Source organism: Sphingomonas psychrotolerans, from assembly GCF_002796605.1.
Taxonomy (GTDB): Bacteria; Pseudomonadota; Alphaproteobacteria; order Sphingomonadales; family Sphingomonadaceae; genus Sphingomonas; species Sphingomonas psychrotolerans.
In genome coordinates this window covers 3,629,263-3,651,326 of sequence record NZ_CP024923.1, presented here as the reverse complement: position 1 = coordinate 3,651,326, position 22,064 = coordinate 3,629,263, and the positions used below count along the sequence as shown (strand labels likewise).

The 22,064-nt window shown below is 65.8% G+C and carries 19 protein-coding genes; 10 read left to right on the top strand and 9 right to left on the bottom strand.

Annotation, left to right across the window (positions count from 1 at the left end; genetic code table 11):
* Window positions 1–4 precede the first annotated feature (4 nt).
* The 6 genes from CVN68_RS16675 to CVN68_RS16650 form a co-directional block, all read right to left on the bottom strand.
* Entirely contained in the window at window positions 5–1,519 is a 1,515-nt protein-coding gene (locus CVN68_RS16675; protein WP_100283200.1) for a lipopolysaccharide biosynthesis protein, read from the bottom strand.
* The gene (gene polA, locus CVN68_RS16670) at window positions 1,516–4,272 is read right to left on the bottom strand and encodes a DNA polymerase I (protein WP_100283199.1); all 2,757 of its coding nucleotides are present in this window, start codon (window positions 4,270–4,272) and stop codon (window positions 1,516–1,518) included. Before polA ends, CVN68_RS16675 begins: the two co-directional genes overlap by 4 nt.
* A gap of 45 nt (window positions 4,273–4,317) precedes the next feature.
* Window positions 4,318–5,007 carry a 2OG-Fe(II) oxygenase gene (locus CVN68_RS16665; RefSeq protein ID WP_100283198.1) on the bottom strand — a complete coding sequence of 230 codons (690 nt, stop codon included), beginning with the start codon at window positions 5,005–5,007 and terminating at the stop codon, window positions 4,318–4,320.
* A gap of 160 nt (window positions 5,008–5,167) precedes the next feature.
* Complete coding sequence (locus CVN68_RS16660; RefSeq protein ID WP_100284475.1) at window positions 5,168–6,253, bottom strand: serine hydrolase; 1,086 nt, start codon at window positions 6,251–6,253, stop codon at window positions 5,168–5,170.
* Window positions 6,254–6,495: 242 nt separating this feature from the next.
* Window positions 6,496–8,085, bottom strand: coding sequence for an L-aspartate oxidase (gene nadB, locus CVN68_RS16655; protein WP_100283197.1), 1,590 nt, complete (start codon window positions 8,083–8,085; stop codon window positions 6,496–6,498).
* 16 nt (window positions 8,086–8,101) lie between these two features.
* Complete coding sequence (locus CVN68_RS16650) at window positions 8,102–9,022, bottom strand: ABC transporter ATP-binding protein (RefSeq protein WP_100283196.1); 921 nt, start codon at window positions 9,020–9,022, stop codon at window positions 8,102–8,104.
* 194 nt (window positions 9,023–9,216) lie between these two features.
* Here CVN68_RS16650 and CVN68_RS16645 point away from each other — a divergent pair, with 194 nt between their 5' ends.
* The 4 genes from CVN68_RS16645 to folP all read left to right on the top strand — a co-directional run bounded on the left by CVN68_RS16645 (window position 9,217) and on the right by folP (window position 13,607).
* Entirely contained in the window at window positions 9,217–9,450 is a 234-nt protein-coding gene (locus CVN68_RS16645; RefSeq protein WP_100283195.1) for a zinc-finger domain-containing protein, read from the top strand.
* Between the two features lie 18 nt (window positions 9,451–9,468).
* The gene (gene tldD / locus CVN68_RS16640; protein WP_100283194.1) at window positions 9,469–10,893 is read left to right on the top strand and encodes a metalloprotease TldD; all 1,425 of its coding nucleotides are present in this window, start codon (window positions 9,469–9,471) and stop codon (window positions 10,891–10,893) included.
* A 360-nt stretch (window positions 10,894–11,253) separates the two neighbouring features.
* Complete coding sequence (locus CVN68_RS16635; protein WP_100283193.1) at window positions 11,254–12,381, top strand: site-specific DNA-methyltransferase; 1,128 nt, start codon at window positions 11,254–11,256, stop codon at window positions 12,379–12,381.
* A 131-nt stretch (window positions 12,382–12,512) separates the two neighbouring features.
* Window positions 12,513–13,607: a dihydropteroate synthase gene (gene folP, locus CVN68_RS16630; protein WP_100283192.1), complete on the top strand. Its 1,095-nt coding sequence runs from the start codon at window positions 12,513–12,515 to the stop codon at window positions 13,605–13,607.
* Here folP and CVN68_RS16625 read toward each other — a convergent pair.
* On the bottom strand, window positions 13,604–14,335 hold the full coding sequence (locus CVN68_RS16625; RefSeq protein ID WP_407695514.1) for an SDR family NAD(P)-dependent oxidoreductase: 732 nt from the start codon (window positions 14,333–14,335) through the stop codon (window positions 13,604–13,606). The genes folP and CVN68_RS16625 overlap by 4 nt on opposite strands.
* A gap of 70 nt (window positions 14,336–14,405) precedes the next feature.
* Window positions 14,406–14,822, bottom strand: coding sequence for a DUF7336 domain-containing protein (locus CVN68_RS23705; RefSeq protein ID WP_199560110.1), 417 nt, complete (start codon window positions 14,820–14,822; stop codon window positions 14,406–14,408).
* 180 nt (window positions 14,823–15,002) lie between these two features.
* Here CVN68_RS23705 and CVN68_RS16615 point away from each other — a divergent pair, with 180 nt between their 5' ends.
* Window positions 15,003–16,475 (top strand): glycosyltransferase family 39 protein, encoded by a 1,473-nt coding sequence (locus CVN68_RS16615; protein WP_100283190.1) that lies wholly within the window; start codon window positions 15,003–15,005, stop codon window positions 16,473–16,475.
* 4 nt (window positions 16,476–16,479) lie between these two features.
* Here the strand turns inward: CVN68_RS16615 and CVN68_RS16610 are convergent, their stop codons facing one another.
* The gene (locus tag CVN68_RS16610; RefSeq protein ID WP_100283189.1) at window positions 16,480–17,907 is read right to left on the bottom strand and encodes a sigma-54-dependent transcriptional regulator; all 1,428 of its coding nucleotides are present in this window, start codon (window positions 17,905–17,907) and stop codon (window positions 16,480–16,482) included.
* A 162-nt stretch (window positions 17,908–18,069) separates the two neighbouring features.
* On the opposite strand from CVN68_RS16610, the gene CVN68_RS16605 reads away from it, so the two are divergent.
* Genes CVN68_RS16605 through CVN68_RS16585 form a run of 5 tightly spaced genes read left to right on the top strand, consistent with a single transcriptional unit; the run spans window position 18,070 to window position 21,881 of the window.
* On the top strand, window positions 18,070–18,207 hold the full coding sequence (locus tag CVN68_RS16605) for an aa3-type cytochrome c oxidase subunit IV (RefSeq protein WP_100283188.1): 138 nt from the start codon (window positions 18,070–18,072) through the stop codon (window positions 18,205–18,207).
* A gap of 1 nt (window position 18,208) precedes the next feature.
* Window positions 18,209–19,330 carry a Re/Si-specific NAD(P)(+) transhydrogenase subunit alpha gene (locus CVN68_RS16600; protein ID WP_100283187.1) on the top strand — a complete coding sequence of 374 codons (1,122 nt, stop codon included), beginning with the start codon at window positions 18,209–18,211 and terminating at the stop codon, window positions 19,328–19,330.
* Window positions 19,327–20,076, top strand: a complete 750-nt coding sequence (locus CVN68_RS16595; RefSeq protein WP_158298925.1) for a hypothetical protein — start codon at window positions 19,327–19,329, stop codon at window positions 20,074–20,076. The genes CVN68_RS16600 and CVN68_RS16595 overlap by 4 nt, the downstream gene beginning before the upstream one ends.
* A gap of 10 nt (window positions 20,077–20,086) precedes the next feature.
* Window positions 20,087–20,380 (top strand): proton-translocating transhydrogenase family protein, encoded by a 294-nt coding sequence (locus CVN68_RS16590; protein WP_100283185.1) that lies wholly within the window; start codon window positions 20,087–20,089, stop codon window positions 20,378–20,380.
* A gap of 1 nt (window position 20,381) precedes the next feature.
* Window positions 20,382–21,881 carry an NAD(P)(+) transhydrogenase (Re/Si-specific) subunit beta gene (locus CVN68_RS16585; RefSeq protein ID WP_100283184.1) on the top strand — a complete coding sequence of 500 codons (1,500 nt, stop codon included), beginning with the start codon at window positions 20,382–20,384 and terminating at the stop codon, window positions 21,879–21,881.
* The last annotated feature ends 183 nt before the right edge of the window (window positions 21,882–22,064 follow it).

Here is a 22,064-nt window from a genome sequence, read left to right as displayed (position 1 = left end):
GTTCCTAAAGCTTCTCCTCGGCAGGCAGCGTCGCTTCGTCTGCAGGCGTTTTGCGAAACAGTGACCGGTCCTCCGGCCCGAAGCCGAACTTGATCATCACGAACAGGAAGGTGACGAGGATGGCCGGCATGCCGAGGCTCAGCTCGGCCCATTCATAATGGTGCGGCAGCGACATGAACGCCGCGCCGACCAAAGCCGCCGCGCCGATCGCGACGAAGAAGCTCGGCCGGATGCTGACCACCGGCGCGCCGAGCATGTGCCGCAGCATGATCGCCTTGGCCGCCGAGCCGATCGTCAGCGACACGGCGAGCGCCGCCGCCGGGCCGGCCGCCTGCACCGGCTCGGACCAGCCCTGCGCCCGCGCGAAAACGACGAAGGCGAAGCTCAACGCGATCTGGAGCAGCAGCACCGCGAGCGAGATCACCAGATTGCGGTGACGCGCGACATAGATCAGGCCCGTCTCGCATACCGCGCCGGTCGAGGCGAGCACTTCGGCGACGAGCAGGATGCACATCGCGCCTGCGCCGACGACGAATTCCGGGCCGATCAGCCCCATCACGCCCTCGGCGGGAATCCCGAAGACGACGAGGCACGCGGCCTGCGCGCTGACGATCCAGAAGCCGACCTGGCGAACCTGTTTGGCGACCGACTTGCGGTCATTTTCAGCGAGGCTGTGGGTGACCACGGGCGCGAGGATCGGATCGAAGCTGGACTTCAGCCGCTGCGGGATCGAGGCGACCTGCTGCGCCATGTAATAAATGCCGACCACCGCCGGGCTGAACAGCAAGGCGAGGATGAAGCGATCGACGTTGCGGGTGCCCCATTCGATCGCGTCGGCCCCGGCGAGCGGGGCGTTGCGACGCGCCAGCGTGACGATATCGGACACCCGCGGATGCCAGCCCCGCGGCACGCCATATTCGCGAACAAAGGGTAGTACCGACGCGGCGAGCGCGGCGAGCATCGACAGCACATAAGCGTACATCAGCCCGTCGCGCGACGAGACATAGGAGAAGCCCCACGCCGCGATGCTGATCGTCCACGGCTCAACGATCGCACGCGCGGTCACCGAGGCGCGGATATTGTGGCGATAAGCGAGCGCGGCGAGCGTGACGTCGGAAACCGCCACCGCGAATACGACGAGCGGCAGCAGCCGCTCGAGACCCATGACCTGGCTGTTGGGATACATCGCCTGGGGGAAGGCGATCAGCACCGCGCTGGCGATCGCCGAGGCGATCAGTGCGACCAGCACTGCATCCCATACGACATGCGCATGTGGTCGTTCGGTCGAGGCCAGAGCCTGTGCCAGCCCGCGCTTGAGCCCGAGCGTGGCAAGCAGCGCCGCGACTTCGATCACCAGCACTGCGATCGCGTAGCGCCCGACGATGTCGGGGCCATAAGCGCGCCCGGCGATGAACAGGAACGGCAGCCGCGCAGCGAGCCGCAGCAGGAAGCCGAGGATGTTGGTCCGGCCGCCCTTGGCGAGGGCGTTGATGTCGTCGGTGGACGCGGCTTCGCTCAATGCGCCGCGCCCCAGCTCGGCCCAACCCCGATCTCGACGCCGAGCGGGACGGTGAGCTTGATCGCCGGTTCGGCGGCAGTGGCCATCACCCGCTCGATCACCGGCTTCGCCGCCGCCACATCGCCCTCGGGCAGCTCGAAGACGAGTTCGTCGTGCACCTGCATCAGCATCCGGACGCCCGGCAGCCCGGCGTCACGCAATGCCGGCCCCATCCGCGCCATCGCCCGCTTGATGATGTCGGCGCTGGTGCCCTGGATCGGGGCGTTGATCGCGGCGCGCTCTGCGCCCTGCCGTTCGTGCTGGACGCTCGATTTGATCCGCGGGAAATGCGTCTTCCGGCCGAACAAGGTCGTGGTGTAGCCCCTGGCGCGGACCTCCTCGAGCGTCGAGACGATATAGGAATTGATCCCCGGGAAACGCTCGAAATAGCGGTTGATCATGTCCTGCGCCTCATCGGCGGTGACGTCGAGCCGGCCGGCGAGTCCCCAGCGCGAGATGCCGTAGAGGATCGCGAAGTTGATCGTCTTGGCGCGCCCGCGGGTGTCGCGATTGACTTCGCCGAACAGCTCCATCGCAGTCATCGAATGGATGTCGTCGCCATTTTCGAACGCCGTGCGCAGCGCCGGCACGTCCGCGATGTGCGCGGCGAGGCGCAATTCGATCTGCGAATAATCGGCGGCGAGGATCAAATTGCCGGGTTCGGCGACGAATGCGTCCCGGATTTGTCTGCCCACTTCGGTGCGGATCGGAATGTTCTGGAGATTGGGATCGGTCGAAGAGAGCCGCCCGGTTTGCGCGCCGGTCAGCGAATAGCTGGTGTGGACGCGCCCCGTTTCCGGATTGATCTGCGCCTGCAGCGAATCGGTATAGGTCGATTTGAGCTTGGACAGCTGGCGCCAGTCGAGCACCTTGACCACCATTTCGCGGCCCGGCGAATCCTTGTCCGCGGCGATCCGCTCGAGCTCGTTGACGTCGGTCGAATAGACTCCGGACTTGCCCTTGCGGCCGCCCTTGATCCCCATCTTGTCGAACAGCACGTCCCCTAATTGCTTGGGGCTGCCGATGGTGAACTTGAACCCGGCGATGGCGTGGATTTCGCCTTCGAGGCTGGCGATCTGCTTCGAGAATTCGTCCGAGAGGCGGGCCAGCACTTGCGCGTCGACCTTGACCCCTGCCCGCTCCATCCCCGCGATCACCGAGACCAGCGGCCGGTCCACCATTTCATAGACGCTGGTCACGCTCTCATAGGCCAGCCGCGGCTTGAACCGCCGCCACAGCCGCAGCGTGACGTCGGCATCCTCGGCGGCGTAGCGTGTCGCCGCGCGCAGATCGACTTCGTGGAAGCCGAGCTGCTTCTTGCCCGTCCCGACCACGTCCTTGTACGCGATGCAGCTGTGCGAGAGATGCGTCGCGGCGAGCTCGTCCATGCCGTGGCCGTGGAGCCCGGCGTCGAGATCGAAGCTCATCACGATCGTGTCGTCATAGGGCGCGACGGTGATCCCGCGGCGCGCGAACATGATCATGTCGTACTTCAGATTGTGCCCGATCTTGAGCACCGCCGGGTCCTCGAGCAGCGGCTTGAGCCTGGCCAGTGCCAGCTCGGCATCGAGCTGGACCGGCTTCTCGGCGAACATGTCGCTGCCGCCATGCGCGATCGGGATATAGCACGCCTTGTTCGGGGCCAGCGCGAGGCTGATCCCGCACATTCCCGCGCGCGTCGCGTCGAGCCCGGTGGTCTCGGTATCCACGGCGACCCAGCCTTGGTGCGTGGCCTCGGCGATCCAGCGGTCGAGATCCGCCTCGGTAACGACGGTCTCATAGCCGTCATGCTCGCAGGGGGGGTCCTCCTCGAAGCCAGGCGCTTCCTGCGTGTGGACCGGGGCATCGGCCACGGCCGAGAGGCGATTGAGCAGAGTGCGGAAACCGTGATGCTCGAGGAACGCGCGCAGCGGCGCGTCGGGAATGCCCTTGAGTTCGAGCTCGTCGAGCGGATCGGGCAAAGGCACGTCACAGGCCAGCTCGACCAGTTTGCGCGAAAGCCGCGCCATATCGGCATGCTCGATCAGATTGTCGCGCAACTTGCCCGGCTTCATCCCTGGCGCGGCGGCGAGCACCGCTTCGACATCGCCATGCTCGAGGATCAGCTTGGCCGCGGTCTTCGGCCCCACCCCGGGTACGCCGGGGACATTGTCGACGCTGTCGCCCATCAACGCGAGCACTTCGCCGAGCTTTTCGGGGCCGACGCCGAACTTCGCCTCGGTGTCCGCAGGCCCGAGCCGGCGATTGTTCATCGTATCGAGCATGTCGACCGACGGATCGGTCATCAGCTGCATCAGATCCTTGTCCGAGCTGACGATGGTGACCGACCAGCCCTGCGCCAGCGCGGCCTTGGTGTAGGAGGCAATCAGGTCGTCCGCCTCCCAGCCCAGTTCCTCGATGCACGGCAGCGAGAAAGCGCGGGTGGCGTCGCGTATCATCGGGAACTGCGGAACCAGATCCTCGGGCGCGGGCGGGCGATGCGCCTTGTATTGGTCGTACATTTCGTTGCGGAAAGTGTGCTCGCTCTTGTCGAGGATCACCGCCATGTGGGTGGGGCCGTCGGCCTTGTTGAGCTCGTCAACGAGCTTCCACAGCATCGTCGTATAGCCATAAACCGCGCCAACCGGCTCATTGTGCTTGTTGGTGAGCGGGGGCAGCCGGTGATAGGCGCGGAAGATATAGCCGGAGCCGTCGACGAGATAGAGATGGGGCATCGTCGCGGGGATAGCCGAGCCGCGGGGCCGGGCAAAGCCTCCGCTTCACTGCGCGTCGTGAAAGATGATTCCCAGCGTGTGCCGCCGCCCGATATGGACCGCGCTGACCCCGTGGCGCATCGTCACGCGGTAGTCACCCTTGCCGCCGCGCACCGGCCGCTGATTGACCGCGAACACCACTGCATCGCCCTGCGTCAGCGGCACCACCGCGGCGCGCGACTGCATCCGGGGGCGCTGTTCGGTGAGGACGAACTCACCGCCCGCGAAATCGCGTGTCGGCGCCGAGAGCAGCACCGCGAGCTGGAGCGGGAAGACGTGTGCGCCGTACAGATCCTGGTGCAGGCAATTATAGTCGCCCGGGCCGTAGCGCAGCAGCAGCGGCGTCGGCCGGGTCTGGCCGGCGGCGTGGCATTCGGCGAGCCAGCCGGCGTGCGACGCGGGGAAGCGCCGGTCGAGCCCCATGCGGAGGTGCCAGCGATTGGCGATCGCGGCGAGCGGGGGATAAAGCCGGGTCCGGAGCGCCTGCACGGTTTCGGGCAGCGGATAGGCGAAATAGCGATATTCGCCGCGGCCGAAGCCATGGCGCGCCATGATCACGTGGCTGCGGAAATGTTCGGGGGCGTCGTAGAGCACCGCAATCCGCTCGCAGATGTCGGGGTCGAGAAGCTTGGGCAGCACTGCCCAGCCATTGGTGTCGAGTGCCTCTGCGGCGGCGGTCCAGTCGATATCGGTCATGGCGAGGGACTAGTCGGGGACGCTACGCGACGCCCCCCGCTGCTTGCGCTCTAATTCGTCATCCGGGCGAAAGCCGGGACCTCGGGCGGCAAGCGCCGGCGCGCGGCACGAATCCCGGCTTTCGGCGGGATTACGGGTGAAATGGGCGAGACGGTCAGCGTTACGGTCGGCCGCCGGTCATGAAGGACGAACCCGAGGGCTGGTGATGCGCGACGATCGCGCTCCCCACTGCCTGCATCAGCAGCTGGCGCTCGCGGATCGGCCGCGAAGTATCGCCGATCATCACTGCGACGGCATAAGACCGGCCGTCCGGCGCCGTCAGGATACCGACATCGTTGAAGCCCGCGGTACGCCCGCCGAGATCCTGGCCGGTGCCGGTCTTGTGGCCATAGAGCCAGCCTGGCGGAACCGCGCCGCGCACGCGCGCCTTGCCGGTCTTGGCGCCGCCCATGGTGGCGAGCAGCCAATTGGTCGAGCTGGCCGAAAGCAGCTCGCCACGGTGCAGCCGGGCCAGCGCATCGGCGATCGATGCCGCCGCGGCCCCGTCGGGCGGATCCTTGACATAGGCTTCGAACGCCGCGCGCCGGACGTCGGGGGAGAGCCGCGAGCGCGCGACCGCGAAGGCATTGCCGGTCGAATATTCGGGCCGCCATTGCAACCCCGCGGTGCCCGCCTGGAGCAATCTCTCGCCGGGGCCGAAACGGATCGTCCCAAGCTGTTTGCGGTAGATGAAGTCGCGCACCGCCTGCGGCCCACCGACGAGGCGCAGCAACTTGTCGTTGCAGGTGTTGTCGCTCAGCTGCATCGCGCGGCGCATGATCTCGCCCACGGTAGTGGTGTAGCCGGCATCGCCCTTGACCAGAGCCGCGATCGGCTGGTGGAACAAAGTGAAGTCCGAGCGCGTGATGGTCAGCGGATCGTCGAGCCGCACCGTGCCGCGATCGACTGCGTCGAGCACCGCCATCGCCACCCAGAGCTTGCTGACGCTCTGCTGGGGCATCGGGCGGCTGGCGGTGACGTTGCTCGCCGTCCAGCCATCGTCGATGCTGGTCACCGCGACGCCAACCAGCCCGTTGAAGTTGCGCGTGATATTGTCGATCGACGTAACGAGGCCGAGCGGCGCCGGCGGGCGCGGCTTTGCCGGGGCGGCGACCGCAGCGGGAAAGGGCATCAGCACGCTGTAGCTGGGCGCCGGCAGATAGGCGGCGAGCTGGGTATCATCGTGCACTGCGCAACCGAGCAACATCGCGGGACCCAGGCCCGCGACGGTCAATGCCCGCTCGACTTTCGAGAAACTCTTGAAATTCTTCACGAATGCAACCCTTTGCGCCCCCTTTAACATGTGGCGAACTCGACTCGCATCAAAGCCCGATCGCCGCGCGATGCGACGAATCCGGTAACGATAGCGACGAATCGTGAAAGGAGAGGAAACTTGCGCGCCCATTCGCCATCAACGCGCGGGATCAGATGGCGTTTCCGGAAGCCGCGTCAGGGCACCAGGATGGTATCGGCGGCGATGTCGAGTGTGTCGGGATAATCGAGCGTGTAATGCAGCCCGCGGCTCTCCTTGCGGTGGAGCGCCGAGCGGACGATCAGGTCCGCGCTCTCGAGCAGGTTGCGCAATTCGATCAGATCGCCGGTCACGCGGAAATGGCCGTAATAGTCGTTCACTTCGCCGCGCAGCATCTGGATGCGGTGCGCGGCGCGCTCGAGCCGCTTGGTCGAGCGGACGATGCCGACGTAATTCCACATGAAGCGCCGGATCTCTGTCCAGTTCTGCTTGATCACCACTTCCTCGTCCGAATCGGTGACGCGACTCTCGTCCCATTGCCGGATCGGCGGGGGCGGGGGGAGATCGCTCCAATTCGCGGCGATGTGGTTGGCCACCGCCTCGCCGAACACGAAGCATTCGAGCAGCGAATTGGAGGCGAGGCGATTGGCGCCGTGCAGCCCCGACTGGCTGACTTCGCCCGCCGCGTAGAGATTGGGTAAATCGGTGCGCCCGTCACGATCGACCACCACCCCGCCGCAGGTATAATGCTGCGCGGGCACCACCGGGATCGGCTCGCGGGTCATGTCGATGTCCAAGTCGAGCAGCCGGGCGTGGATCGTCGGGAAGTGCTGCTTCACGAAATCCGCGCCCATGTGGCTGATGTCGAGATGGACGTAATCGAGCCCGAGGCGCTTGATCTCGTGATCGATCGCGCGTGCCACCACGTCGCGCGGCGCGAGTTCCAGCCGCGGGTCGAAATCGGGCATGAAGCGGTAACCGGTGCCGGGGATCTTGAGCTGGCCGCCCTCGCCGCGCACCGCCTCGGTGATCAGGAAATTCTTGACCTCGAGATTGTAGAGGCAAGTCGGGTGGAACTGCATGAACTCCATGTTGGAGATGCGGCAGCCGGCGCGCCACGCCATCGCGATGCCGTCGCCGGTCGCGCCCTTGGGTGCGGTCGAGAACAGATAGGTGCGGCCCGCGCCGCCGGTCGCCAGCACAGTGGCGTTGGCAGTGAACAATTCGACGCGGTTGGTCGCGCGATTGAAGGCGTAGACCCCCCAGACATTGCCCGCGCCCGAATAGCGCTCTTCGTGCCGGCTGGTGGCGAGGTCGATCACCACCATATCGGGTACGAGGGTGATGTTGGGGTTGGCGCGGGCGGCCTTGAGCAAGGCCTCCTGCACCGCCCAGCCGGTCGCGTCGTCGACATGGACGATTCGGCGATGGCTGTGCCCGCCTTCGCGAGTCAGATGCAGCGAGCCCTTGTCGGTGTTGAACGGCACGCCGAGCCTGGCCAGCCGCTCGATCGCCGCGGGAGCGTTCTCGACCACCATCTCCACCGTGGCACGATCGTTGAGCCCGGCACCGGCGACCATCGTATCCTCGACATGGTTCTCGAAAGTGTCGCCGGGCTCGAGCACCGCGGCGATCCCGCCCTGTGCCCAGGCCGTGGAGCCTTCGTTGAGCGCCCCCTTGGCGAGCACGGTGACCTTGAAGCGCGCCGCGAGATTGAGCGCCGCGGTGAGCCCCGCCGCGCCCGAGCCGATGACGAGGATTTCGGAGATGTGGGGGTCGTTTGCCATCGTCTCTTCCGCTGGTTCAGGCACTTGCCCGAGTCAAATTGAGGAACACGTCCTCCAGATCGGCCTCGCGGGTCGAGACGTCGACGATGCCGTAGCCGCCGCTTTGCACCGCGCCGAGCACTTCGCCGGCATTCGCCTGGTCCTTGCGATAAGTGATCACCAAGGTCCGCTCGGCCTTCAGCTCGATCTTCAGGAAACAGGCATTTTCGGGCAGCACCGGCACGTCGCGGTCGACGGTGACTTCGACCACTTTCTCCTGCGCCATCCCGACCAGCTCGCGGGTCGGCTTGTTGGCGATCAATTTGCCGTGGTTGATGATCGCGATCCGGTCGCAGAGCTGCTCGGCTTCCTCGAGATAGTGCGTGGTGAGCACTACCGTGATGCCGCGGGCGTTCAGCGCCTTCACATAGGCCCAGAGCTGCTGGCGGAGCTCGACATCGACTCCCGCGGTCGGCTCGTCGAGCACGAGGACGGGCGGCGAATGGACCATCGCCTTGGCGACCATCAGCCGCCTTTTCATGCCGCCCGAGAGCGTGCGCGAATAGGCGTCGGCCTTGTCCTCGAGATGCACCGCGCGCAGCAGCCCCATCGGATCGCGCTGCGCTTTGGGAACGCCGTACAGCCCCGCCTGGATCTCGAGCGTCTCGCGCGGGGTGAAGAACGGATCGAAGGTGATCTCCTGATTGACGATGCCGATACTCGCCTTGGCGTTGCGCGGATGCGCGTCGACGTCGAAGCCCCAGATCGTCGCGCGGCCCGCGGTCTTGTTGACCAGCCCGGCGAGGATGTTGATCAGCGTCGACTTGCCCGCGCCGTTCGGCCCCAGCAGCCCGAAGATCTGCCCGCGCGGCACCTCGAAGCTCACGCCGTCGAGCGCGCGCTTGCCGCCGGTGTACGTTTTGCAGAGATTGTCGATCTCGATCGCGGCCTGAGTCATGGGGAGCGCTCTAAGCCGCGGGGCGGAGCTCGCCAAGTATATCCCGTCACCCCGGCCTTGTGCCGGGGTCCACTATGCGGCTGGGTGAGTCCATCGAGCCTTCCCTCTTCCCGCTCGCGGACAAGTGGACCCCGGCACAAGGCCGGGGTGACGAAGGAATTGAAGGGGCGCTTCGGCCTTGCTATCGGCGAGTCATGACCGCGCCTTTGCCCGAAACGATCCGCACCAGCCACGCCCGCATTGCCTGCGACGGCAGCGGCCCCGGCGTGCCTGCCGCGCTTGGCCATCCGCGCGTGTTCCTGCAGATCGACGAGCACGGCTATGTCGATTGCGGCTATTGTGATCGCCGCTTCGTGCTGATCGGCGGACCCGCCGACGGCGCCGACCAGAGCCAATTGCCCGATCATCCGGCTGGCGCGAGCGTCTGACGCGCCTATATCGGAGGTATGCCGATTCCCTCCGATCCCCGCGCCTATCTCTATCGCGAGCTTGATCCCGAAACCGCCACCCGGCTGACCGCCGATGCGCTGGCGAATGCCGAGGATGGCGAGCTCTATCTCCAATATCGCAAGACCGAGGCGTTCGGCTTCGACGACGGGCGGCTGAAAACCGCGAGCTTCGACACCCAGTCGGGCTTCGGGCTGCGCGCAGTCTCGGGCGAGACCACGGCGTTCGCGCACGCCAACGAGATCAGCGCGCAAGCGATCCGGCGCGCCGCCGAGACGATGACGCTGATCGAGCCGGGCAAGGCCGGCAAGGCCGCCCCGCCGCAGGGCAATAACCGCCATCTCTACACCGACAAGGATCCGCTCGACCTGGTGCCTTTCGCCGACAAAGTGAATCTGTGCCAGACGATCGACGCTGCCGCCCGGGCACGCGACAGCCGCGTGGTGCAGGTATCCGTGGGGCTCACCGGATCGTGGGGCGTGGTCGAGATCGTCCGCCCCGACGGCTTCATCGCCACCGATGTCCGCCCGCTCGTCCGGCTCAACGTGTCGGTCGTGGTCGAAACCAACGGTCGCCGCGAGACCGGCAGCTTCGGCACCGGCGGGCGCACGCTCTACGACCGGTTGTTCGAGCCCGCGACGTGGAACCGGGCGATCGACGAGGCGCTGGCCCAGGCGCTGGTCAATCTCGACGCAGAGGACGCGCCCGCCGGCGACATGACGGTGCTGTGCGGCCCCGGCTGGCCGGGGGTGCTGCTCCATGAGGCGGTCGGCCACGGGCTCGAGGGCGATTTCAACCGCAAGGGCACCAGCGCCTTTTCCGGCCGGATCGGCGAGCGCGTCGCCGCGCCGGGCGTCACCGTGGTCGACGACGGCTCGCTGATGGATCGGCGCGGATCGCTGTCGATCGACGACGAAGGCACGCCGACGCGCGAGACGATCCTGATCGAGGACGGCATCCTCAAGGGCTATATGCAGGATCGCCTCAATGCGCGGCTGATGGGCGTCGAGCCCACCGGCAACGGTCGCCGCGAATCGTTCCAACACGCGCCGATGCCGCGGATGACCAACACCTTCATGAAGGCCGGCAAGGACGATCCCGCCGAGCTGATGTCCCGGGTGAAGAAGGGCATTTATGCCAAGAGCTTCGGCGGCGGGCAGGTCGACATCGTCTCGGGCAAGTTCGTCTTCTCGTGCACCGAGGCCTATCGGATCGAGAACGGCAAGCTGGGCCGCCCGATCAAGGGAGCGACGTTGATCGGCGACGGGCCGTCGGTGCTCACGCGGGTAACCGGGATCGGCAACGACTTCGCGCTCGATGAAGGCGTGGGAATGTGCGGCAAGGGCGGGCAGTCGGTCCCCGCGGGCGTCGGTCAACCAAGCTTGCTGGTCGAGGGGCTGACGGTGGGTGGCACCGCCGCCTGACGGCAGCGACCCTTGCCCGTGCTCCTGCGAAAGCAGGAGTCTGAGGAGATGAGGCACCCGAATCACTTTGTGCTCCGGCGAAGGCCGGAGCTCTGGCCTCTGGCGGGTCGCTTGCCGCCAGCGCTCCGGCCTTGCCGGAGCACGGGTTGGCTAAATTCACCCCCGTCCCGAAAACTGAGTCTTTCGTGCCACACCACCAGCGCTTGCGCCTGTGGATAACTTCTTGACTCAACATCTGGTCGGATGCCCAAATGTTCTGTGGCGTTAGTGCTTTAGAAGGCATTTTCGTTAACCAATGTTTGCTTGACGACGGACTCCGTGACCCGCGAATACGGGGGTTCGGGCAAGGGAGTTGAGTGAATGGGGGTGTTGGAAAAGGTGAACGTGCGGGGCCGCACGGCTGCGGAGCCGGTGCCGGTGCTGCCGCTCGACACCATCCTGCGGGGCGATTGCATCGCGGCGATGAAGGCGCTTCCGCCCAAGTCGATCGACCTGATCTTCGCCGATCCGCCCTATAATCTGCAGCTCGGCGGCGACCTCAATCGCCCCGATGGCAGCCATGTCGACGCCGTCACCGACGAATGGGACAAGTTCGACAGCCTCGCCGCTTACGACAAGTTCACCCGCGAATGGCTGGCCGAGGCGCGCCGGATCCTCAAGGACGACGGCTCGATCTGGGTGATCGGCAGCTATCACAACATATTCAAGGTGGGTTCGGCGATCCAGGATCTCGGCTTCTGGATCCTCAACGACATCATCTGGCGCAAGGCCAATCCGATGCCCAATTTCAAGGGCACCCGCTTCACCAACGCGCACGAGACCCTGATCTGGGCGGCGAAGGGCGAGAAGGCGCGCTACACTTTCAATTATCGCAGCATGAAGACGCTCAACGACGAGCTACAGATGCGCAGCGACTGGGAATTCCCGATCTGCGGCGGGCAGGAGCGGCTCAAGAAGGACGGCTACAAGGTCCATCCGACCCAGAAGCCCGAAGCCCTGCTCTACCGGATCCTGCTGGCGAGTACCAAGAAGGGCGACGTCGTCCTCGACCCGTTCTTCGGCACCGGCACCACCGGCGCGGTCGCCAAGCGGCTCGGCCGCCGGTGGATCGGGATCGATCGCGAAGGCGTCTATGTCGAGGCGGCGCAGGCGCGGATCGACGCGGCGCTGCCGCTCGACGAATCGGCACTGACCACGATGCAGGCCCCCAAAGCGGCGCCGCGGGTCGCGTTTGGCCAGCTGGTCGAGAACGGCTATCTGGCGCCGGGCACCGTGCTCACCGATTCGAAGCGGCGCCACCGCGCGGTGGTCGGCGCCGACGGATCGCTCAAATGCGGCGATGCCGCGGGCTCGATCCACAAGCTCGGCGCGACGCTGCAGAATGCGCCGTCGTGCAACGGCTGGTCATACTGGCATTTCGAGGACGAAGGCGCACTCAAGCCGATCGACGCGCTGCGCCAGACCTGGTTGCTGGCGACGCAACCGTGATTAGGGTTGCAATGTAGGATTTGGCCTGCTTGGTTCACGCGCAGCGCCTAGCGCCAAGCGATTGATACAGAACGGGAAAATGACGTCGATAGTGTCAATCTCGTGTCAACTTTGCCATTCCTGGAGGTGTCGTGATCGATCTTCCCGCCACCGCCCGGCTCTATTTGCGTCCGGTTCATTTCGCCGACACCCCGGTCGGGCGGGATGGCGAGGTGGCGCGGCTCGCGGGCGGGCTCGGCTGGTTTGCGGCCTATGAGCTGATCGCGGCGCAGGATGGGCGGCGTGTGCTGCAGCAGACCATCCCGGTCGCCGATCTCCCCAACGACGAGCGCCTGTACGCGCTCGCCGCGCGCGTCTCGGCGCCGCGCGCGCCGCTCAAGCTCGGCGAGCGCATCGTCCGCCTCGATCAGCCGCAGGTGATGGGCATCCTCAACGTCACCCCGGACAGCTTCTCTGATGGCGGCAAGCATGTCGGCGAGCCCGCCGCGGCGGCGCAGGTCGGCGTCGACATGACCGTCGCGGGGGGCGCGATCGTCGATGTCGGCGGCGAATCGACCCGGCCGGGCGCGGCGGCGGTGTGGGAAGGCGACGAGATCGCGCGCGTGGTTCCCGTAATCGAGCGGCTGGCGCGCAGCGGCGCGGCGGTGTCGATCGACACGCGCAAGGCGGCGGTGATGGAAGCAGCGCTCGCCGCGGGCGCGCATCTGATCAACGACGTCTCGGCTCTGCTCTATGACGATCGCGCCCTCGACGTGGCGGTGAAGGCGGGGTGCCCGGTAGTCCTGATGCATTCGCCCGATCCCGCGAAGACCGGCCATGACGGGGGCAATTATGGCGACGTGCTGGTCGAGGTCTATGACTGGCTCGAGCGCCGCGTCGACGAAGTGGTCGCCCGCGGGATTGCGCGCGAGCGCGTGCTGATCGACCCGGGCATCGGCTTCGGCAAGTCGCTCGCCGACAATCTCGCGTTGCTCAACGGGCTCGCGCTCTTCCACGGGATCGGCTGCGGGATCGTGCTCGGCGCCAGCCGCAAGCGGATGATCGGCGCGCTCTCCAACGAAGCGCCGGCCGAGGCGCGGCTCGGCGGTTCGCTCGCAGTGGCGCTCAAGGGCGCCGAATTGGGCGCGCAATTGCTCCGCGTCCATGACGTGTTCGAAACCGCGCAGGCGCTGCGCGTTTGGCGCGGGATGCGCGACGCGGCGCTGGTGGCGCGCATGCCGGGCTAGAGCGTGTAGCCACCGTCGCTGAGCAAAGTCGTGCCGGTCACCAAAGCGCTCTGCTCGGAGAGGAGGAAGCCGATCTGACGGGCGATCTCCTCGGGTTTGGCATAGCGGCCGAGCGGGGTGGCGATGGCGGCCATTTCGGCAAAGGCAGCATCGCGGCCGACCTCGGCGGCGCGTTCCGCGAACATCGGGATCGCGTCCCATACCGGGGTCTCGACGCCCGCGGGTGCGATGGCGTTGACCCGGATGCGCTGCGGCGCGCCTTCCTTCGCGGCGACCTTGGCGAGGTGGATCAGCGCCGCTTTGGACGTGCCGTAGGCGGCGACGCCGGGTTCGGCCTTTACGCCAGCCGCCGAGGCAGTGAGCACGATCGATCCGCCGCGCCCCCGCATCGCGCGCATCGCGGCGCGCAGCGTCAGGAACGCGCCGTCGAGATTGATCGAGAGGATGTGCCGCCACGCCTCGAGGCTGAGCTCGGCGATCGCGCCCGCGCCGGCGACGCCCGCATTGACCACGGCATGATCGAGCCCGGTCAGATCGAGCGCATCCCATAACGCCTCGTCGCGCACGTCGCCGGCCACGGCCTCGTGCGCGAAGTCGGCGGGAATCGAGTCGCGGTCGACGAGGATCAGCCGTGCCGCCCCCTGATCGGCGCAATAGCGCGCCACGGCGAGGCCGATGCCGGAAGCAGCGCCGGTGACGAGGATGGATTTGCCAGAGAAAAGGGACATCCTCATCGTCTAGCCCTTAGATTCATAAATCGCGAGTGACCGGGCGTGCAGGAAGCGATCGTCCGTAAATCTAGGCGCGAGAAACCGCGACAAGCGCGTCGCCATCTTCGCGCTGCTGAACTTCGCAATGTACGATGGTCCCGGGTGGGTAGCGCCAGATCTCGTCATCGGGCATCGGTCCGATTACCTCGAACCGGCCATCGGCGAGTAACTCAGATTTAACCGCACACCACGACTTTGCTCCTCCTTTTTCGATCGGGATCAGGATGCCGATCAGCCGAACGAACCCCTCCTCCCAATGGTCCTGGTCCAGAGCGTATTTACCGATCTCGAAGCCAGCAGGATAATCCCTGAAGCCCGGCTGTGATGACAGTCGATCTATCGCGTGTTTCGCGCTGGCATGGCTTCGATAGACGCCAATAAGCTTGGCATCTTCTCGATATTCGTCGTCTTCACGAACGTGATGCAAAAGATACACGTGTTCCATGAACCCAGCCTATCGAGCACACCGACGGATTCAAGCGCCGCTAATGTCCATAGATTGAGTCATTCTGCGTTTATGCGTTCACCACCTGGGTCTTGGCAGGCGAGTCCGGCAGGCGGAACCGCTTGACGCTGTGCGCGCCCGCCGCGACAGCAAGGTCGGGATGGGAGGATAGCGGTTTTGATGCGGAACGCTGCAAAAGCGGACTGGCGCCGCGCCGACCTGCTCGTCATCCCCATTTTGCTATTCGCCGCGGGGCTGCGCCTTGCCACCGCGGGCTATTCCTTGTGGTTCGACGAGATCGCCGCGGTCACACTCGCGCACCAGCCGCTGGAACTGTTGTGGAGCGGCTGGATGGCGCGCGAGACCAATCCGCCGCTTTACTACACATTGCTCAAGGGCTGGATGGCGGTGTTCGGCGAAAGCGACCTTGCGGTGCAGACGCTGTCGACGCTGATCGGCACCGCGGGCATCGGCGCGGCGTGGTGGCTCGCGCGGCGGATCGGCGGCGTGCGCGCGGGTCTGCTCGCGGCGCTGCTGTTCGCCCTTTCGGCGGCACATGTCGATTTCTCCCAAGAGGTGCGCGGCTATATCCTGGCGCAGACGGCGGCGCTGTTCGGCTGCGTGGCGATGCGAGCCTATCTGGAGAGAGCGCGGTTAGGACCGCTTATCGGCTATGTCCTTGCCGCACTGGCGGCGCTCTATTCGCATACGACGATGGTGGTGTTCGTCGCGCTGGCCAATCTCGCGATGGTCTGGCTATTGCGGCGCGACTTGCCGTCGCTTCTGCGCTGGTTGGCGGCGAACGCGGTTGTGGCATTGCTGTGGAGCTGGTGGGCATGGATCAGCCTTGGCCAGGCGCAAGCCGGAGGCGCGGCGTTCGGCTGGATTACTCGACCCGACATGATCTCGGCGCTGGAAATCACTGCGGTGATCTACCTCCCGCTCTATTCCGCCACCGAGAAGGTCGCGATAGCCCCTTTGCTTGCGCTGGCCGCGTTGGGCGGCATGGCATGGTTTGCCGCGCGCGATCGGCGGCCGGCGATAGTGCTGCTCGCAGCCCTGGCGATTGCCGCGCCGCTACTGCTTTGTGCGCTTAGCCAGGCGCTGCCGGTATTTCTTCCCCGAACTCTGTTCTGGGCTTCGGGGCCGGTGTTGGTGCTGCTGGCGGTGGCGCTTGCCGGGCTCTCGCGATCGATGCGACTGGGACTGCTGCTGCTGGTAGTGGCACTACAGGCCGGCGCGGTGCTTCGCTCGCTTCCGGAGCGCGAGATCGAAGCCTGGCCGCAGCAGCTTGCCACGATCGCACGCATGGATCCGCACGCCATCGTGATGGTGCAAGGGGATGCGATGGGCGTTGCGGCGCAACATTATCTAGCCGCCAACGGGCCTGGCCTTCGCATGGTGATCGTCGACCGGCCTGCTGGAGGACCGGATCGTTGGGCCGACGGCCTCGTCTCCGCACCGCGAGTCGACGCCGCTGCGGCGCGTGCGATGCTGGTGCGGGACGGACGCGTCTTCACGCTCGTGCGCGGGGACTATGATCCGGGCAAATTGCTCGCCTTGGCCGGCGTCGAGCAGCGGCTGCCGGAATCAGAACGGGACCGGCAGCCGCGGCTCAGCTTGTGGCGTGTTGGGCCGTCCCCGGCGCATTAGACGGTCAGGCAGCGCTCTGGTCGATGCCGAGCTCGCCGAGCTTGCGATAAAGCGTCGAGCGCCCGATGCCGAGGCGGCGGGCGACTTCGGTCATCCGCCCGCGATAATGGCCGATCGCCAACCGGATGACATCGGCTTCGATCTCGTCGAGCGCGCGCAGATTGCCGTCGGGGCGGAACAAGGTGACCCCGGCATTGCCCGAGCCGTGCTGCGGCGGCGCGCTGCCGGCCGGGCGACCCGCCGCGAGCTGGGCGATCTGCGGGAAGTCCGCGCGAGTCAGCCCGTCGCCTTCGCAGAGCACTGCGGCGCGGAACAAGGCGTTCTGGAGTTGGCGGACATTGCCGGGCCAGTCATAGCTGCCGAGCAAAGCCAGCGCGTCGTCGGTGATGCCGATCTGGCGAAGACCGGGCTGTTCGGCGATTCGCGCAAGCAAGTGGCGGGCGAGGGCCGGGATATCGCCCGCACGCTCTCGCAGCGCAGGAATCGTCACCTGAACGACGTTGAGCCGGTAATACAGGTCTTCGCGGAAGCGCCCGGCCTCGACTTCGGCAAGCAGGCTCTTGTTGGTCGCGGCGATCACTCGGACATCGACTTCGCGCGGGTGGCGCGCGCCCAGCGGCTGGATCTCGCCCGTCTGGAGCACGCGGAGCAATTTGACCTGCGCGTCGAGCGGCATCTCGCCGACTTCGTCGAGGAACAAGGTGCCGCCATCGGCATCCTGGAAGCGGCCGATCTTGCGCTCGAACGCGCCGGTGAACGCGCCTTTCTCGTGCCCGAACAGTTCCGATTCGACGAGGTTGGCGGGGATCGCGCCGCAATTGACTGCGATCGCCGGCTTGCGGCTGCGCGGGGACGCGGCGTGAATCGCCTCCGCCACCACTTCCTTGCCGACTCCGCTCTCGCCCTCGATCAACACCGGAACGCGGGCGCGGGCGGCCTTGGCGGCAATTGCCAGCGCGGCGCGGAATTGCGGGGCGCTGCCGACGATCTCGTCGAAAGCGAGACTGACCGACAGCTTCTCGGTGAGCGGGCGAAGCTCGCCCGCGGCGAGACCTCCCGCCGCAACCTCGAGCGCGGCGAGCAGCCGCTCGGAGGCGATCGGCTTGACGAGGAAATCGGTGGCACCCGCACGCATCGCGCTGACTGCGGCGGCGGCCGAGCCGTTGGCAGTGAGCACGAGGATCGGCAGCTGCGGACGGCGCTCGCGCAGTTCGCCGATCAAGGCGGCGGCATCGGCGTCGGACGCGGCATGATCGAGGATGATCGAGTCGAGCGCCATGCCATCGGGCGTGCCGAGCATCGCGATCGCAGTCTCGAAATCGCCCGCGAAGACCGTGCGCCAGCCGCGGCGCGCAGCGATGGCCGCGACAAGGCGGCGTTGTGCCGGCTCATCATCGATCAGCATCAGGAGGCGCTGCCCGTTGCGCGTCATCCGTCTGTCCCCGTTGTCCCAATTCAGGTCGTATCCCATAATCGACATGGGTAAAGGCCCGCTTAAGCCTCGACGCAGACGATGTTTGCCGCGCCGGGGTTGAGGCTGCGCCGCGCGGCGGTTAAGGTCTCGGCAAAAGTTACGCATAGGGGATCGAGACGCATGGCCGACACGGGCGAAAACAGCACCGACATTCAGGCACATGCCGAAACCTATGGCGGCTTCACCAAACTCATGCTGTGGGGCACGATCGCGTCGGCTGCCGTGGGCGCCTTCGTCGTCTTCATGATCGCCAGCTGAGGTGAAGATCGCGGTGCTCAAGGAGGCCACCGCCGGCGAGCGGCGCGTCTCCGCGACTCCCGAGACCGTCAAGAAGTTCATCGGGCTCGGCGCCACCGTGGCGGTCGAGACCGGAGCGGGCGAGACGGCATCGATCGCCGATCAGGGTTTCGCCGATGCGGGCGCGACGATCGGCGGCCGCAGCGAAGTGCTTGCCGATGCCGATATCGTGCTCGGCGTGCAGGGTCCCGATCCGGATGCGCTGCCCGGGCTCAAGCAGGGCGCGTGGATCGTCGCGGGGCTCAATCCTTTCGGCGAGCGCGCGCGGGTCGACCGCTACGCCGCGCTCGGCGCCGAGGCGCTGGCGATGGAATTGATGCCGCGGATCACCCGGGCGCAGTCGATGGACATATTGTCCTCGCAGTCGAACCTCGCCGGCTACAAGGCCGTACTCGACGCGGCCTCGGAATATGGCCGCGCCTTCCCGATGATGATGACCGCGGCGGGCACGGTGAGCGCCGCCAAGGTGTTCGTGATGGGCGTCGGCGTCGCCGGGCTGCAGGCGATCGCCACCGCGCGGCGGCTCGGCGCGCAGGTCTCGGCTACCGACGTGCGTGCGGCGACCAGGGAACAGATCCAGTCGCTCGGCGCCAAGCCGATCTTCGTCGAGAATGTGAAGGGCATCGAAGGCGAAGGCAGCGGCGGCTACGCCACCGAGATGTCCGACGAATACAAAGCGGCGCAGGCCGAACTGGTCTCCTCGCATATAGCGAAACAGGACATCGTCATCACCACCGCGCTGATCCCGGGGCGTCCGGCACCCCGCCTGATCAGCGACGCGCAGATCGCCAGCATGAAGCCTGGCAGCGTGATCGTCGATCTCGCGGTCGAGGCTGGCGGCAATGTCGAGGGCGCGGTCGCGGGCGAAGTGGCGATCGTCCACGGCGTCAAGATCGTCGGCCATCGCAACGTGCCGTCGCGGCTGGCGGCGGACACCTCGGCGCTGTTCGCGCGCAATCTGTTCAACTTCCTGAGCGCCTTCTGGGACAAGGAAGCGGGCAAGCCGGTGCTCGACGACGAGATCGGCAATGCAATCCGCCTTACGCAGGGCGGCAAGGTGGTGCACGAGAGGCTGCTCGGGTGAGCGCGCCTCTTGGGCTCGCCGCTGCGTTGACGCTTATCGCGTCACCGGCGATCGCCGGCGATCGCCAGCTGACGACGGTCTGGATGATTGAGGAAGCGCCGGTATCGCCCGAAGAACGGGAGGTAGTGCGGGAGAACTTTGTCATCCAGCAGCGCCTGATGCCGGTGGGTGTCGCACAGCTCACGGCTGGCGATCTGCCTTCCGGAATCGACGCATCGTTGAGCGCTGCCCAGCTCGTTGAAATCAGAACGCCTAATGCGCTCGTTTTCTGCGATCCGGAAATCCGTTCGCAGAAGCTGATCGGGCACGCTCAGTCCTGCTTTGTCGATGCAGACCGCGATGGGCGGTTCGAGGCAATGTTTCTGACTTCGAGTGTCACCAAAGGATTGCTGACGATCCAAGGCAATCGTCCGAAAAAACCCAAGGCGATCACCCCACTTCCCTACAAGCGCCTCCGGCCGGAAGACTTCAAGGCCGAATATTTTGTGGGCGTTCAGTATCGCGGAAATGCCAATCCAGCCGGCAATCATGTCTTCGAGATAAATTTTGGTACGCGGGATAAGATGGGCGCCCTTGGCGACCGATTTATTATCAAGAGATCGGAAATTCCTGGTTCAAGGACGCCATTCGGGGGACAGTTCACTATTCTCTCGACAAACCAGACCGGCATCAAGATCCGAGTCGATCGACCATTTCCCAGCCAGCCGTTCGGTATTGTGCAAACAACGACCTATCGCATCTACTGAGGCATTTTTCATGGACTTCATCTCGATCCTGTCGATCTTCGTGCTGGCTTGTTTCGTCGGCTATTATGTCGTCTGGTCGGTCACCCCGGCGCTGCATACGCCGCTGATGGCGGTGACCAATGCGATCTCGTCCGTGATCATCGTCGGCGCGCTGATCGCGTCGGCGGCAGTCGGGCTGGGCAGCGGCGGCGCGACGTCGAAGTGGCTCGGGCTGCTCGCGGTGGTGTTCGCCAGCATAAACATCTTCGGCGGGTTCGCCGTGACTGCCCGGATGCTGGCAATGTACAAGAAGAAGGTACGCTGAGATGGAACATGCCGTCGCAGTGAGCCCCTGGGTGCCGCTGGCCTATCTGGTCGCGGGCGTCTGTTTCATCCTCGCATTGCGCGGGCTTTCGAGCCCCGTCACCAGCCAGCGCGGCAATCGCTTCGGCATGATCGGCATGGCGATTGCCGTGGTGACGACCTTGGTGACCCACGTTCCGATCGACTCGAACGTGACGATTTTTGCTCCAACGCCGCCGCTATTCGGCGGTGTTATCGATGCCGTTACCGTCGCGGAAATCCTCGGCGCAATCGGCATCGGCGCGGCGATCGGCCTGGTCACTGCGCGCCGCATCGCGATGACCGCGATGCCGCAGCTCGTCGCAGCCTTCCACTCGCTGGTTGGCCTCGCCGCGGTGCTGGTCGCCGCAGCCGCCTTCCTCAACCCCGTCGCGTTCGGCATCGCGCAGGTGATCCGGCCGATCTACGGACCCGACCTCGTCAACATCCTGCCGGTCAGCCGGATCGAAATGGCGCTCGGCATCGCGATCGGCGCGATCACTTTCTCGGGATCGGTGATCGCGTTCCTCAAATTGAACGGCAATATGAGCGGCAAGCCGATCCTGCTGCCCGGGCGGCACGTGATCAATCTCGGGCTGCTCGCCGGCATCCTCGGGCTAATCGCCTATTTCGTCACCGACCAGAGCCCGTGGGTATTCTGGACGATCACCGTGCTGAGCTTCGTCATCGGCTTCCTGCTGATCGTGCCGATCGGCGGCGCCGACATGCCGGTCGTGGTGTCGATGCTGAACTCCTATTCGGGCTGGGCGGCGGCGGCGATGGGGTTCACGCTCCACAACACCGCGATGATCGTCACCGGCGCTTTGGTCGGCAGCTCGGGCGCGATCCTCAGCTACATCATGTGCCGCGCGATGAACCGCAGCTTCATCAGCGTGATCGCCGGCGGCTTTGGCGGCGACAGCGGCGGCGGCGCGGCCGCGGCGGCCACCGATCGGCCGTGGAAGCGCGGCTCGGCCGAAGATGCTGCTTTCCTGATGCAACAGGCCGAACAGGTGATCATCGTTCCCGGTTACGGCATGGCGGTCGCGCAGGCGCAGCACACGCTGCGCGAGATGGGCGACAAGCTCAAGGCGCATGGCGTCCGCGTGAAATACGCGATCCACCCGGTCGCCGGCCGGATGCCGGGGCACATGAACGTGCTGCTTGCCGAAGCCAATGTCCCTTACGACGAAGTGTTCGAGCTCGAGGACATCAATTCCGAGTTCGCGCAGACCGACGTCGCCTTCGTGATCGGCGCCAACGACGTCACCAACCCCGCCGCCAAGACCGACAAGTCGTCGCCGATCTACGGCATGCCCGTGCTCGACGTGGAGAAGGCCAAGACGGTGCTGTTCATCAAGCGATCGATGGGCGGCGTCGGCTATGCAGGTGTGGACAACGAATTGTTTTACCGCGACAATACGATGATGCTTCTGGCCGACGCCAAGAAGATGGTGGAAGAGATCGTGAAGTCGCTCGACTAGAAGCGATGGACGGGGGATTTCGACAATAAGTCTCGATAGTCTCGCCATTCGATCCGGAATGGACGCTTGATCGATCAACCCGTCGCGCGGGTCGCCTCATAACCTCCAAAATGGAGGAAGTCGGACTCAATTGTTTCGGGGCCTTGCGGCATCTCCGGAACAGAAGGCGAACTTGAGGCAGGT

What these genes read in the sequence shown, in the direction of transcription:
- polA (WP_100283199.1), bottom strand. Translation starts at nt 4,272, where the DNA reads ATGCCCCATCTCTATCTCGTCGACGGCTCCGGCTATATCTTCCGCGCC.
- CVN68_RS16665 (WP_100283198.1), bottom strand. Translation starts at nt 5,007, where the DNA reads ATGACCGATATCGACTGGACCGCCGCCGCAGAGGCACTCGACACCAAT.
- CVN68_RS16660 (WP_100284475.1), bottom strand. Translation starts at nt 6,253, where the DNA reads ATGTTGCTCGGTTGCGCAGTGCACGATGATACCCAGCTCGCCGCCTAT.
- nadB (WP_100283197.1), bottom strand. Translation starts at nt 8,085, where the DNA reads ATGGCAAACGACCCCCACATCTCCGAAATCCTCGTCATCGGCTCGGGC.
- CVN68_RS16650 (WP_100283196.1), bottom strand. Translation starts at nt 9,022, where the DNA reads ATGACTCAGGCCGCGATCGAGATCGACAATCTCTGCAAAACGTACACC.
- CVN68_RS16645 (WP_100283195.1), top strand. Translation starts at nt 9,217, where the DNA reads ATGACCGCGCCTTTGCCCGAAACGATCCGCACCAGCCACGCCCGCATT.
- tldD (WP_100283194.1), top strand. Translation starts at nt 9,469, where the DNA reads ATGCCGATTCCCTCCGATCCCCGCGCCTATCTCTATCGCGAGCTTGAT.
- CVN68_RS16635 (WP_100283193.1), top strand. Translation starts at nt 11,254, where the DNA reads ATGGGGGTGTTGGAAAAGGTGAACGTGCGGGGCCGCACGGCTGCGGAG.
- CVN68_RS16625 (WP_407695514.1), bottom strand. Translation starts at nt 14,335, where the DNA reads ATGTCCCTTTTCTCTGGCAAATCCATCCTCGTCACCGGCGCTGCTTCC.
- CVN68_RS23705 (WP_199560110.1), bottom strand. Translation starts at nt 14,822, where the DNA reads ATGGAACACGTGTATCTTTTGCATCACGTTCGTGAAGACGACGAATAT.
- CVN68_RS16615 (WP_100283190.1), top strand. Translation starts at nt 15,003, where the DNA reads ATGCGGAACGCTGCAAAAGCGGACTGGCGCCGCGCCGACCTGCTCGTC.
- CVN68_RS16610 (WP_100283189.1), bottom strand. Translation starts at nt 17,907, where the DNA reads ATGACGCGCAACGGGCAGCGCCTCCTGATGCTGATCGATGATGAGCCG.
- CVN68_RS16605 (WP_100283188.1), top strand. Translation starts at nt 18,070, where the DNA reads ATGGCCGACACGGGCGAAAACAGCACCGACATTCAGGCACATGCCGAA.
- CVN68_RS16590 (WP_100283185.1), top strand. Translation starts at nt 20,087, where the DNA reads ATGGACTTCATCTCGATCCTGTCGATCTTCGTGCTGGCTTGTTTCGTC.
- CVN68_RS16585 (WP_100283184.1), top strand. Translation starts at nt 20,382, where the DNA reads ATGGAACATGCCGTCGCAGTGAGCCCCTGGGTGCCGCTGGCCTATCTG.